The organism is Streptomyces sp. NPDC048415, assembly GCF_040651675.1.
GTDB lineage: Bacteria > Actinomycetota > Actinomycetes > Streptomycetales > Streptomycetaceae > Streptomyces.
The window spans coordinates 59,160-70,990 of sequence record NZ_JBEZKJ010000014.1 but is presented as its reverse complement, the minus strand read 5'-3'; the positions used below and the strand labels follow the sequence as shown (position 1 = coordinate 70,990).

Sequence of the window (11,831 nt, the reverse complement as noted above, 5' to 3'; positions counted from 1 at the left end):
CCCTTGCGTGGACGCAGTACTCTGAACTCATGGCGGAACGGGGAAGCCACGACGCAGGGGCGTGCCAGAAGGTCGACGACGGCATGACCCGGGTCTTCCAGCTGCTCGGAAAGCGCTGGACCGGCCTGATCGTGGCGGTGCTGCTGCAACGCCCCGTGCACTTCGCCGAGCTGCGCAGGGCGATCCCCGGAATCAGCGAACGGATGCTCTCGGACCGGCTCACCGAACTCGGCGCGGCGGGAATCGTCGTGCGCGAGGTCGACGAAGGCCCCCCGCTGCGGGTCTCGTATCGCCTGACAGAGGCGGGCGCCGCGCTGGAACCGGCGCTGAAGGAGTTGGGGTCCTGGGCGGAGAGGTATCTGCCGGAGGGTGGGCAGTGCCCGCGGTGATGCGGCTCCGTATCGGTGACCGTGGAGTTGTCCACACACATGACGGCGGAGTTGTCCACAGGGTCTGACGCGTTTCGGCGACCGGCTGTACGGTCAGCACGAGTTGATGTTCGTGCACGGGGGAGGCGGTCGCGGTGACCGAGCTGGGTACAGCGGTTCCGGCGCAGCAGGGAGAGCTCAGGGCTCTTGGGGTACGGGAATTCACGGTGCCGGGATTCGCCGCGCGGCCGGTGCAGGGCTCGCCCAGGGAAGAGGGCAAGGCCCTGCGCGGGCCGGTGCCGCGCGCCGCGCACGCCGAGCTGACGGTGGACGCCGGCCGACCGGACGCCGTGACCGCGGTCGAGGAGTCCAACCGGGGCCGCATCCCCGAGCTGACGCCCATACGGGTCGGCAGGATGGCGGCGACACCTTTCGCCTTCCTGCGCGGTTCGGCGGGCCTCATGGCGTACGACCTCGCCCGCACCTCCATGACCGGCATCGGCACCCAGATCTGCGGCGACGCGCACGCGGCGAACTTCGGGCTGTACGGGGACGCGCGCGGCGGCCTAGTCATTGATCTGAACGACTTCGACGAAACGGTGCACGGCCCCTGGGAGTGGGACCTCAAGCGGCTCGCCACCTCGCTGGTGCTCGCGGGCCGTGAGGCCGGCGCCGACGAGGACACCTGCCGGGCCGCCGCGCACGACACGGTGGGCGCGTACCGCCGCACCCTGCGCCTGCTGGCCAAGCTGCCGGTACTGGACGCGTGGAACGCGATCGCGGACGAGGAACTCGTCTCGCACACCGACGCCCACGATCTGCTCGGCACGCTGGAGCGGGTCTCCGAGAAGGCGCGGGCCAACACCAGCGGACGGTTCGCCGCCAAGTCGACGCAGGCGGTGGAGGGCGGCGGCCGCCGCTTCGTGGACGCGACGCCGGTACTGCGCCGCATACCCGACGCGGAGGCGGCCGCGGTCGCGGCGTCCCTGGAGCACTATCTGACGACTCTCTCCCAGGACCGCCTCCCCCTCCTCGCCCGGTACGCGGTGCACGACGTCGCCTTCCGCGTCGTGGGCACGGGCAGCGTCGGCACCCGCTCGTACGTCGTGCTGCTCCAGGACCACCGCGGCGAAGCCCTGGTCCTCCAGGTGAAGGAGGCCCGCGCCTCGGCGCTCCTCCCGCATCTGGCGACCGCCGGTCACGCCATCCCCGAGGTGCCGCACGAGGGCCGCCGCGTGGTCCTCGGCCAGAAGCGCATGCAGGTCGTCAGCGACATCCTGCTGGGCTGGACCTCGGTCGAGGGCCGCCCCTTCCAGGTACGCCAGTTCCGCAACCGCAAGGGCAGCGTCGACCCCGCCGCCCTCGCCGCCGGCCAGATCGACGACTACGCCCGCATGACCGGCGCCCTCTTGGCCCGCGCCCACGCCCACAGCGCCGACCCCCGCCTCATCGCCGGCTACTGCGGCAAGAACGAGGAACTGGACGAGGCCATCGCGTCGTTCGCCGTGATCTACGCGGACCGCACGGAGGCGGACCACGCGGAGCTGGTGGCGGCGGTCAGGGAGGGACGGGTGGCCGCGGAGCTGGGGGTGTGACGGGTTCGGAGCCGGGGATGGGCGAGTTCGGCCGGGGTGAGCCTGCGCCCCGAGCAGCCCACGTGCACGGTGGCCCGGAAGCCATGCCCAGCGGCCCTGCGTGGGCGCGCGGACTGTGGCCTACGCTGGTCGGGTGACGACCCCGGAAGCTGATCAGCCCCAGTCCGCGCCCGACGACGACGGCCCGTGGGAGCGGGTCGATGCCGAGGCGCCGTCCGGCGCGGCTGAAGAGGGCGTAAGCACCACCGGCGAGGCGCAGGAGGGCCAGGCGCACGGCGGTGAGGAGCAGGAGGGCCAGGCGCATGGCGGTGAAGGGCACGGCGGTGAGGCCGGGGCGGGGCGGCCCGAGGAGCGGCTCGAGCGGGCCGTGCGGGCGGCCGAGCAGGCGTTGATCGAGTTCGAGATCGCCGTGGAGACCTTCCGCGTCGAGGTGGACAACTTTTCGCGGCTGCACCACCAAAAGCTCGGGCCGATGTACTCCCGGCTCGACGAGCTGGACGCCGAGATCGCCGAGGCGCGGGCCGCGCGCACCGGTGACCCGGACGACATACGCAAGGCGCACGAGGCACGGGCGCGGGTCATGCCCATGCCCGGGGTCGAGGAGCTGTTCCACGGCTGGATGGACTCCGAGGGCCTGTTCCCGGAGGCCGTGGCGATGCTCACCGACCAGCCCGTACGGCCCCCGCAGCGCGTGCGCCCCAGCGAGGAGGCCCGCAAGCTCTACCGCGAGCTGGTCCGCAAGGCCCACCCCGACCTGGCACAGGACGAGGACGAGCGGGGGCGGCGCGACGAGTTCATCGCCCGGGTGAACGCCGCCTACGGCCGGGGCGACGAGGCGCTGCTGCGGGAGCTGTCCGAGGAGTGGGCCGCAGGCCCCGTGCCCGAAGAGTGGAAGCCGAGCCGCAGCGAGGAGCTCTACGCCCGCCTCGAATGGCTCGCCCAGCGCAAGGAAATGCTCAGCTTCGTCGCCCGCGAACTGGAGGAGAGCGCGATCGGCGCGATGCTCAAGCTGGCCCCGGACGACCCGGACCGCCTCCTGGAGGAGATCGCCGAACAGCTGCTGGCCCAGGTCGGCGAGCGCGAGGCGGAGCTGGCGGAGCTGATCGGCTAGACCGTCGCAGCGCGGCGAGCGGCCTGCCTGGTCAGGTAGCGTCGGAGGCATGAGTTTTGGAGCTGGTGTGCCCACAGTCGAGGTCGGGGACCTCGCGGACGGTGACTTCCTTCTGGACGTCCGGGAGGACGACGAGTGGGAGGCAGGTCATGCCCAGGGGGCGCTGCACATCCCCATCAGTGAATTCGTCGCCCGCTACGGTGAGTTGACCGAGGCGGCCCCACAGGACGGCCGGGTCCACGTGATCTGCCGTTCCGGAGGCCGTTCGGCCCAGGTCACGACGTATCTGGTCCAGCAGGGCATCGACGCCGTGAACGTCGACGGCGGCATGCAGCTCTGGGCAGCCGCCGGCCGCCCGGTCGTGGACGACAAGGGCCAGCCGGGCTTCGTGCTGTAGGCGCCGGAAGGCGCCGGAAGGCTCCGGTGAACCCGTGGCACCGGCCCCCGGTGAACCCGGGCACCGGCTCCCTGTGTCCCCGGGGCCGTCGACGCCGGTCGACAGGTGCCGCCGGTGCCGACGGCGCCCCCGTCGACGGGGCGCTGCCCGGCGCCGCTCGGCGGAAGTCTCCGCGTGCCGGTGGCGCACGCTCGTCGCCCCGCCCCGCGTTCAGCCCAGCGGATGCGCCGCGAGCAGATCCCCGAGGGACTCCTCGTGCGCGGCCGCCGGTCCCAGTGACAGCTCCAGCTGTTTGGCCCAGGCGTGGTACCGGTGCAGTGGATAGTCGGTGTCGGCACCGAACCCCCCGTGCAGGTGCTGCGCGGTCTGCACGACCCGCCGTACCCCTTCCGACGCCCAGATCTTCGCGACGGCCACGTCCCCGGACGCCGGCAGTGCACCCCCGGCCCCCGTACTGATCCGCCACGCGGCCTGCCACAGCGTCGCCTCCATCGCGCGCAGGTCGATATAGCGGTCGGCGGCCTGCACCGCGACCGCCTGGAACGTGGCGACCGGGAACCCGAACTGCTCCCGTTTGCTGGTGTATTCACTCGTCATCCCGAGCGCACGCTCCCCGAGCCCGAGTGCGAGCGCACAGGTCCCGGTGGCAAGAAGGTCACTCAACCACTCCCACGCCCCCTCCTCCTCGATGACATCCCGGCCGGCGATCCGCGCGGCCTCCAGCCGCACCTCACCGAGCCGCTCACCGGTGGTGGAGATCTGCTCGGCGAGCACGACCCCGTCGTGGACGCGGGGGACGAGGGCGAGTACGGTCCGGTCGGCATCCGTGTGCGCGGGTACGACGGTGAAGTCGGCGTTGTGCGCCCAGGAAACCGCCGTCTGCACCCCGTCCAGCACCCATACCTCACCGTCCCGCCGCGCGGTCACGGCGAGCTCGGCCGGGTCATGGCCGGTCCGGCCGTTGGCGGCGACGGTCAGCACGACCTCCCCCCGACCCGCCCGCGGCAACAGGTCGGCCTTCAACTCCGCGCCGCCATAAGCCTGCACGGCCACCGCCGCCGCGCTGCTCTCCAGCAGCGGCACCCGGGCCAGGACCCGCGCCGACTCGCGCAGCACCAGGCACAGCGCGACCGCGTCGAGGCCTGCCCCGCCGCAGTCGGCATCGAGCAGCAGGCTCAGTAGGTCCGCGTCGGCGAGCTTCGCCCACAGTGCCCGGTCGAAGTCCTCGGCGACCGCGCCCGCGGTGAGCGCGGGGCTGGGCACCCCGTCGGGCGCGACCCCGGCGAACACCGCCTTCGCCGCCTCGACCGCCGCCTGCTGCTCCTCGGTGAAGGTGAAGTCCACGGTCCTGTCCTCCCACGCGCCGGCCAACCGACTCGAGTTCCGGAGCGCCGGAGCCCCGGATCTGACGGAGCGTCAAGATAGAACAGGTTCTACGAGAAGGGAACGGTCAGCCCCCGCTCACCCCACTCATCACCCGCACACCGCTCAGCGGTCGAAGTCCAACTCCACCTTCTCCGTGGCCGGGTGTGACTGACAGGCCAGCACATACCCCGCCTCCGTCTCCTCCGGCTCCAGCGCGAAGTTGCGGTCCATCCGCACCTCGCCCGAGACGAGGAAGGCGCGACAGGTGCCGCACACACCGCCCTTGCAGGCGTAGGGCGCGTCCGGCCGGTTGCGCAGCACCGCCTCCAGGAGCGACTCGCCGTCCTGGACGGGCCAGGTCCCGCCGCGTCCGTCGAGCCGGGCGGTCACCGTGCTGTGCGCGGGAGCCGATGTCGCCGTGGCCGGGGCAGCGCCTGCGTCCACGTGGAATATCTCCTCGTGGATCCGCGTCCGCGACACTCCGAGTCCGCGCAGCGCCCGCTCCGCCCCCTGCACAAGCCCCATCGGCCCGCACAGGAACCATCCCGACACTCCCTCCACGGGCAGCAGCGCCGGAAGCAGCCCGGTGAGCCGCTCCTGGTCGAGGCGCCCGGACGGCAGTCCCGCCTGCTGCTCCTCCCGGGAGAGGACCGTCACCAGCTGGAACCGCTGCGGATAGCGGTCCTTGAGGTCGGCCACCTCCTCCAGGAACATCGTCGACGCCGACGTCCGGTCGCTGCGTATCAGGCAGAACCTCGCCTCCGGCTCCCGTGCCAGCAGCGTCGAGACGATCGACAGCACCGGGGTGATCCCGCTGCCGCCCACCACCGCCGCGTACAACCCGGCCGACGGCTCCAGCGTGAACCGTCCCGCCGGCGTCATCACCTCCACCTCGTCGCCGACGGCGATCTCCTTGAGCGCGTACGTCGAGAACGCGCCGCCGTCGACCAGGCGGACCCCGACCCGCAGGGTCCGCGGTCCCTCGTCGCCGGGTGCGGGCGCCGGTGAGCAGATCGAGTACGTACGGCGTACCTCCGTGCCGTCAACCGTGCGGCGCAGCGCGAGGTGCTGGCCGGCAGCGTGCCGGTACTCCTCGCGCAGGGCGCCCGGCACCGTCAGTGTCAGCGCCACGGAGTCGTCGGTGAGCCGGTCGACCGCGGCCACCGGGAGCGGGTGGAAGCGGGCCATCACAACTCCTTGAAGTGGTCGAACGGTTCGCGGCAGGACAGACAGCGCCGCAGCGCCTTGCAGGCGGTGGACGAGAAACGGCTGAGCAGCTCGGTGTCGGCCGAATCGCAGTTCGGGCAGCGCACGGCTTCCATCCGGGAGGTGTCCGTACGGGTGGGGCCGAGCTGCACCGAGATCGGACCCGAGGCGTGCTGCGTACGCGGTGGCGCTATACCGAACTCCCGCAGTTTGCGACGCCCTTCGTCCGAGATGTCGTCCGTCGACCAGGCGGGACTGAGCACCGTACGGACGGAGACCTCCCGTACGCCGTGCTCGTGCAGCACCCGCTCGATGTCCATGGACATGGCCTCGATGGCTGGGCAGCCGGTGTAGGTGGGGGTCAGCTCGACCTCGACCGAGTCGGCGCCACGGACATGTACGGCGCGCAGTACGCCGAGTTCCTCAAGGGTGAGTACGGGCAGCTCGGGGTCCGGCACGGACCCGGCCAGCCTGCGCAGTTCCTCCTCGAGGGCGGTGGTCGTCACCATGACGCCCCCGGATGACTGCGGTGCAGATGCTGCATCTCGGCGAGCATCCGCCCGAAGGATTCGGTGTGCAGACCCTGTCGTCCGGCGCCCGCCGTCCAGGCTCCGGACTGCGGTCCCTCCGGAATCGGCAGAGTGGCGCGGCGCAGGACGCTCCCCACGGACTCCAGCCAGTCGGTGCGCATCGCGTCCCAGTCGACGGCCAGGCCCTCGATCGGCTGGAACATCTCGCCCGTGAACCGCCACAGTGCCTCGCCTGCCCGCCGCATCCGTTCATGGCTGACGTCCGTGCCGTCGCCGAGCCGCAGCGTCCACTGCTCGGCGTGGTCCTGGTGGTAGGCGACTTCCTTGACGGCCTTCGCCGCGAGCGGGGCGAACTCGCTGCCCGCGGTGGCCAGTCGCGTGTACAGAAGCCGTTGGTAGGTGGAGAAGTACAGCTGGCGGATGATCGTGTGCGCGAAGTCGCCGTTTGGCTGCTCGACGAGCTGGAGGTTGCGGAAGGCACGCTCCTCGCGCAGATACGCCAGCTCGTCCTCGTCGCCAACCATGGACAGCAGTACCCGTGCCTGGCCGAGCAGGTCGAGCGCGATGTTGGCGAGGGCGACTTCCTCTTCGAGGACGGGTGCGTGGCCCGCCCACTCCCCCAGGCGGTGCGAGAGCACCAGGGCGTCGTCGCCGAGAGCCAGGGCTGCCGCGGTGTTCACGGTGACCGTCACAGGTGCTTCACCCCTTCCGGGATCTCGTAGAACGTCGGGTGGCGGTACGGCTTGTCCGCGGAAGGTTCGAAGAACGGGTCCTTCTCGTCGGGCGACGAGGCCGTGATGGCGGCCGACGGGACGACCCAGATCGAGACGCCCTCGCCGCGGCGCGTGTACAGATCGCGCGCGTTGCGCAGGGCCAGCTCGGCGTCCGGCGCGTGCAGGCTGCCTGCGTGTGTGTGCGAAAGCCCGCGGCGTGAGCGCACGAAGACCTCCCACAGGGGCCAGTCGTTGGTCGTCATGCTCGCGTCGCTCCTGTCTCGCCGGTGTGCTTGGCCGCGTACGCCGCGGCCGCCTCCCGTACCCACGCGCCCTCTTCGTGAGCGCGCCTGCGCTGCGTTATGCGCTGTTCGTTGCACGGGCCGTTGCCCTTGAGGACCTCCCGGAACTCCGTCCAGTCGATCGCGCCGAAGTCGTGGTGCCCCCGCGCCTCGTTCCACAACAAGTCCGGGTCGGGCAGGGTCAGGCCCAGCGACTCGGCCTGGGGGACGCAGATGTCCACGAAGCGCTGGCGCAGCTCGTCGTTCGAGTGGCGCTTGATCTTCCATGTCATCGACTGCGCCGAGTGGGAGGACTCGTCGTCGGGCGGGCCGAACATCATCAGTGAGGGCCACCACCAGCGGTTCACCGCGTCCTGCGCCATCTCGTGCTGCTCGGGGGTGCCGCGGCTGAGGGCCAGCAGCAGCTCGTACCCTTGGCGCTGGTGGAAGGACTCCTCCTTGCAGACGCGGACCATCGCGCGCGCGTACGGCCCGTACGAGCAGCGGCACAGGGGGACCTGGTTGGTGATCGCGGCGCCGTCCACCAGCCAGCCGATGGCGCCGACGTCCGCCCAGGTCAGCGTCGGATAGTTGAAGATCGACGAGTACTTCTGGCGGCCGGTGTGGAGCTTGTCGAGAAGTTCGTCGCGACTGGTGCCGAGCGTTTCGGCCGCGCTGTACAGATACAGCCCGTGGCCGGCTTCGTCCTGGACCTTGGCCATCAGGATCGCCTTGCGGCGCAGCGAGGGCGCGCGCGTGATCCAGTTGGCCTCCGGCTGCATGCCGATGATCTCGGAGTGGGCGTGCTGGGCGATCTGCCGGACGAGCGTGGATCGGTAGGCGTCCGGCATCCAGTCGCGGGGTTCGATGCGCTCGTCCGCCGCCACGGCGGCGTCGAAGACGGCCTCGTACGCCGCGGTGCGCACGGCCTCGTCCGCCGGTCCGTCCGCCTCTCCGCGGGCCGTGTGGTGCGCTGCTGCTGTCGCCATGCGGTCCCCCTTGACCTCTCACTCCCGACCGACCGATCGTTCGGTCCGCTCGATTCCATGGTCGGTCGCGCGCCGTAAGGTGTCAACCGCTGTGGATAACCTCGTCGGCGCTGTTGCGTCCGCTGTGATTCTTGGGACTGTGCCGGGCGGCCGGGTCTGAGTACGGTGCCCGTGCGAACGTCGCGGTGTGGCGCGGTGTGGTGCGGCGTGGCGGTACGGGGCCCGCGGCCCGGCGGTCGACATTCGGATGCGGATCGTGAATCGGGGCGGAATGGACGCGTACGACGAGGGCTCGAAGAGCGGGCCGGGGCCGGACGGGCCCGACGGTGCCGTGCCCGACGGCTCCCCGCGCGACGCTTCGAGGCCCTGGGCGCTCGCGTCTGAGGCTCCTGAGCCCGAGGGCCCCGCGGCTAAGACCCCCGATGCTGGGACCGTCCCGCCCGAGTCCGTCCCGCCTGAGACCGCTGTCCCGCCCGAGACCGTCCCGCCTGAGACCGCCGTCCCGCCCGAGACCCTCCCGCCCGAGACCCTCCCGCCCGAGACCCTCCCGCCCGAGACCCTCCCGGCCGAGAACCTCCCAGCCGAGAACCCCAAGCCCGAGATCCCCAAGCCCGAGCACCTCACGTCCGGCATAGCCGCCCTTCCCCTCCGTTCCCAGATCGCCGCCGCCCTCGCCCTCGCGGTCGTCGCGGTCGCCGCCTGTGTCCACCTCGGCATGGTGTTCCTGCACGTCGCGCCCTCGAACACGGTCACCAAGCAGCACGGCCGTGCGATCGACGAGTGGATCTATCCCGAGTTCGAGCAGAACTGGAAGCTCTTCGCTCCCAACCCGCTGCAGCAGAACGTCGCCGTCCAGGTCCGCGCCCTGGTCCGCACCTCGGACGGCACCAGCCGCGAGACCGGCTGGTACGACCTGTCCGCGCTCGACGGCAAGGCCATCGACGGCAACCCGCTGCCGAGCCACACCCAGCAGAACGAACTGCGCCGTGCCTGGGACTTCTACATCGGTACGCATGACGGCCAGAACCGTCCCGCGGGCCTACGCGGCGACCTCTCCGAACGCTATCTGCGCCGTGTCGCGGTCTTGCGCCTCCACCGGGAGCACGCCGACGGCGACGGCGCCGTCATCGAGCGCCTCCAGGTCCGCTCCCGCACCACTGACGTGCCGCCCCCCGAGTGGAGTGAGGAGAAGGTGTCCGACAAGCCCATCGTCCGCGAGTTGCCCTGGTGGTCCGTCCCCGAGGGCGATCGTGAGGACGGGCTGACGGAGGCGAGCGCCCGATGAACCGATTCGCCCTGTCGGCCTCGCGCGGCATCACCCGTGTCACCGAGTCCGCCCTCGGTCCCTACCAGACAGCCGTGATCCGCATCGGCTTCTCCGCCACCTGGCTGTTGTTCCTGCTGCGCGAGTACCCGCACCGCCAGGAGATGTACGGGCCCGACGCACCGTGGAGCTGGGACCTCGCGCAGCAACTCATTGCGGGCAACCATGCCTTCACGGCCCTGATGTGGTCCGACAGCCAGGTGTGGTTCGAGATCGTCTACGCTCTCGCCGTCCTCTCCAGCGCGCTGCTGCTGATGGGCTGGCGGACCCGCGCGATGTCGGTGCTCTTCATGGTCGGCGTGCTCTCCCTGCAGAACCGCAGCGTCTTCATGGGGGACGGCGGGGACAACGTCATCCACCTCATGGCGATCTACCTGGTGTTCACCCGCTGTGGTCAGGTGTGGTCGCTGGACGCGCGCAGGCAGCGGCGCGCGCGCGAGGCACACGCGCGTGCCGGGCGGACGGCGGACGACCGGGTCGGGCCCGCCCTGTGGGGTGTGCTCGGTCTGTTCCTGGCCTCGGTGACGTTCACGGGCCGGCTGAGCGGCGGCTGGCTGGTGGTCTTCTGGGGCCTGTGGGCGGTGCAGGGCCTGTGGTGGCTCGTCGGCCGCCGCGCGCGCACCGCGGAGCCGCGGATCCTGCTGGACGTCGTCGCCAACCTCGTGCACAACGCGGCCCTGCTCGTCATCATGGCCGAGGCGTGCCTGATCTACGCGACCGCCGGCTGGTACAAGATCCAGGGCTCGCGCTGGCAGGACGGCACCGCCGTCTACTACCCGCTCCACCTGGACTACTTCTCGCCCTGGCCGGCTCTGTCCGACCTGCTGGCCGCGAACGGCACGATGGTGATGCTGGTGACCTACGGGACGGTCATCGTGCAGGTCGCCTTCCCCTTCACCCTGTTCAACCGGCGGGTCAAGAACGTCCTGCTGGCGGCCATGATGACGGAGCACGCCGTGATCGCCGTGGTACTCGGGCTGCCGTTCTTCTCGCTCGCGATGATCGCCGCGGACGCGGTGTTCCTGCCGACGTCCTTCCTGCGGCGCCTGGGCGGATGGGCGGCACGCGCGCGTGGACGGCTGTTTTCGCCGCTGCCGAAGGACGACCGTACGGTGCCGGGCCAGCGCGCCGAGGAGGAGCGCACCCCGGAGACCGCCGAGCACCCGCACGTAGGCTTCAGGGCATGAACGACCCCGCCCACGATCCGGTGAGCGCCTGGCGCCGGCTCGCCGACGACGCCGTGCTGCTCGACGGCTTCCACACTGTCAAACACGCGGTGCGCTTCCAGGCGCGTATCCCGGTGGCAGTCACCAGCGACCGGAAGGCGGCTCTGGAACTGGCCGACCAACTGGCTCCCGACGTACGCGACGCCCTCGAAGCACTCCTGACCGAGGTCCCGGAAGGGACGCTGAAGGCGCTGCTGCCCCGTCCGCACCCCACGGCGGTCGCCGCCCTGGCCGTACGGCCCTCCCGGGCCGCCAACCTGGACAGGCTGGCCCGCACCCCCCGCGGCACGCCCGTCGTCGTCCTCGACAACCCCCGCAACCTGGGCAACGCCGGTGCCGTGATCCGGCTCGCGGCGGGCTTCGGCGCGACCGGCGTGGTCACGACGGGCACGCTCGACCCCTGGCACCCCACGGTCGTACGCGGCGGCGCGGGCCTGCACTTCGCGACCGCCGTGGAGCGGCTGACGGTGGACGAACTGCCGCCCGGACCGGTGTTCGCCCTCGACCCGGAGGGCGAGGACATCCGCGGACTGAAGCTCCCGGACGACGCCGTGCTCGCCTTCGGCTCGGAGCGCACCGGACTGTCCGCCGAACTGCGCGCCCGCGCCGACCACTTGGTGTCACTGCCGATGCGCCCCCAGGTCTCCAGCTACAACCTCGCGACCAGTGTGGCCATGACGCTGTTCCACTGGAGCGCGACCGGGGGCACAGTGGCGTAAGAGGTCA

13 protein-coding genes are annotated in these 11,831 nt (G+C 71.3%); 7 read left to right on the top strand and 6 right to left on the bottom strand.

Annotation, left to right across the window (positions count from 1 at the left end; translation table 11 throughout):
- Window positions 1-29: 29 nt before the first annotated feature.
- The 4 genes from AB0D27_RS12845 to AB0D27_RS12830 all read left to right on the top strand — a co-directional run bounded on the left by AB0D27_RS12845 (window position 30) and on the right by AB0D27_RS12830 (window position 3,471).
- A complete protein-coding gene (locus AB0D27_RS12845; protein ID WP_362506437.1) occupies window positions 30-389 on the top strand; it encodes a helix-turn-helix domain-containing protein in 360 nt (119 codons plus the stop codon).
- Window positions 390-595: 206 nt separating this feature from the next.
- Window positions 596-1,963, top strand: coding sequence for a DUF2252 domain-containing protein (locus AB0D27_RS12840; protein WP_362506434.1), 1,368 nt, complete (start codon window positions 596-598; stop codon window positions 1,961-1,963).
- 133 nt (window positions 1,964-2,096) lie between these two features.
- Entirely contained in the window at window positions 2,097-3,074 is a 978-nt protein-coding gene (locus tag AB0D27_RS12835; RefSeq protein ID WP_362506295.1) for a hypothetical protein, read from the top strand.
- Window positions 3,075-3,141: 67 nt separating this feature from the next.
- Window positions 3,142-3,471, top strand: coding sequence for a rhodanese-like domain-containing protein (locus AB0D27_RS12830; RefSeq protein ID WP_362506431.1), 330 nt, complete (start codon window positions 3,142-3,144; stop codon window positions 3,469-3,471).
- 210 nt (window positions 3,472-3,681) lie between these two features.
- On the opposite strand, the gene AB0D27_RS12825 is transcribed toward AB0D27_RS12830, so the two are convergent.
- The 6 genes from AB0D27_RS12825 to paaA form a co-directional block, all read right to left on the bottom strand.
- Entirely contained in the window at window positions 3,682-4,815 is a 1,134-nt protein-coding gene (locus AB0D27_RS12825; protein WP_362506293.1) for an acyl-CoA dehydrogenase family protein, read from the bottom strand.
- A gap of 144 nt (window positions 4,816-4,959) precedes the next feature.
- Window positions 4,960-6,024 (bottom strand): 2Fe-2S iron-sulfur cluster-binding protein, encoded by a 1,065-nt coding sequence (locus AB0D27_RS12820; RefSeq protein ID WP_362506291.1) that lies wholly within the window; start codon window positions 6,022-6,024, stop codon window positions 4,960-4,962.
- Complete coding sequence (gene paaD, locus AB0D27_RS12815; RefSeq protein ID WP_362506288.1) at window positions 6,024-6,551, bottom strand: 1,2-phenylacetyl-CoA epoxidase subunit PaaD; 528 nt, start codon at window positions 6,549-6,551, stop codon at window positions 6,024-6,026. The genes AB0D27_RS12820 and paaD overlap by 1 nt, the downstream gene beginning before the upstream one ends.
- Window positions 6,545-7,264, bottom strand: coding sequence for a 1,2-phenylacetyl-CoA epoxidase subunit PaaC (gene paaC / locus AB0D27_RS12810; protein WP_362506285.1), 720 nt, complete (start codon window positions 7,262-7,264; stop codon window positions 6,545-6,547). Before paaC ends, paaD begins: the two co-directional genes overlap by 7 nt.
- Window positions 7,261-7,548, bottom strand: coding sequence for a 1,2-phenylacetyl-CoA epoxidase subunit PaaB (gene paaB / locus AB0D27_RS12805; RefSeq protein WP_359559844.1), 288 nt, complete (start codon window positions 7,546-7,548; stop codon window positions 7,261-7,263). Before paaB ends, paaC begins: the two co-directional genes overlap by 4 nt.
- Complete coding sequence (paaA, locus tag AB0D27_RS12800; RefSeq protein ID WP_362506282.1) at window positions 7,545-8,555, bottom strand: 1,2-phenylacetyl-CoA epoxidase subunit PaaA; 1,011 nt, start codon at window positions 8,553-8,555, stop codon at window positions 7,545-7,547. Before paaA ends, paaB begins: the two co-directional genes overlap by 4 nt.
- 271 nt (window positions 8,556-8,826) lie before the next feature.
- Between paaA and AB0D27_RS12795 the strand changes: the two genes are divergently transcribed.
- Genes AB0D27_RS12795 through AB0D27_RS12785 form a run of 3 tightly spaced genes read left to right on the top strand, consistent with a single transcriptional unit; the run spans window position 8,827 to window position 11,824 of the window.
- Window positions 8,827-9,840 carry a DUF5819 family protein gene (locus AB0D27_RS12795; RefSeq protein WP_362506428.1) on the top strand — a complete coding sequence of 338 codons (1,014 nt, stop codon included), beginning with the start codon at window positions 8,827-8,829 and terminating at the stop codon, window positions 9,838-9,840.
- Window positions 9,837-11,066, top strand: coding sequence for an HTTM domain-containing protein (locus AB0D27_RS12790; protein ID WP_362506279.1), 1,230 nt, complete (start codon window positions 9,837-9,839; stop codon window positions 11,064-11,066). The genes AB0D27_RS12795 and AB0D27_RS12790 overlap by 4 nt, the downstream gene beginning before the upstream one ends.
- Window positions 11,063-11,824, top strand: coding sequence for a TrmH family RNA methyltransferase (locus AB0D27_RS12785; protein ID WP_362506276.1), 762 nt, complete (start codon window positions 11,063-11,065; stop codon window positions 11,822-11,824). The genes AB0D27_RS12790 and AB0D27_RS12785 overlap by 4 nt, the downstream gene beginning before the upstream one ends.
- Window positions 11,825-11,831: the final 7 nt, after the last annotated feature.

What these genes read in the sequence shown, in the direction of transcription:
- AB0D27_RS12845 (WP_362506437.1), top strand. Translation starts at nt 30, where the DNA reads ATGGCGGAACGGGGAAGCCACGACGCAGGGGCGTGCCAGAAGGTCGAC.
- AB0D27_RS12820 (WP_362506291.1), bottom strand. Translation starts at nt 6,024, where the DNA reads ATGGCCCGCTTCCACCCGCTCCCGGTGGCCGCGGTCGACCGGCTCACC.
- paaD (WP_362506288.1), bottom strand. Translation starts at nt 6,551, where the DNA reads ATGGTGACGACCACCGCCCTCGAGGAGGAACTGCGCAGGCTGGCCGGG.
- paaB (WP_359559844.1), bottom strand. Translation starts at nt 7,548, where the DNA reads ATGACGACCAACGACTGGCCCCTGTGGGAGGTCTTCGTGCGCTCACGC.
- paaA (WP_362506282.1), bottom strand. Translation starts at nt 8,555, where the DNA reads ATGGCGACAGCAGCAGCGCACCACACGGCCCGCGGAGAGGCGGACGGA.
- AB0D27_RS12795 (WP_362506428.1), top strand. Translation starts at nt 8,827, where the DNA reads ATGGACGCGTACGACGAGGGCTCGAAGAGCGGGCCGGGGCCGGACGGG.
- AB0D27_RS12790 (WP_362506279.1), top strand. Translation starts at nt 9,837, where the DNA reads ATGAACCGATTCGCCCTGTCGGCCTCGCGCGGCATCACCCGTGTCACC.
- AB0D27_RS12785 (WP_362506276.1), top strand. Translation starts at nt 11,063, where the DNA reads ATGAACGACCCCGCCCACGATCCGGTGAGCGCCTGGCGCCGGCTCGCC.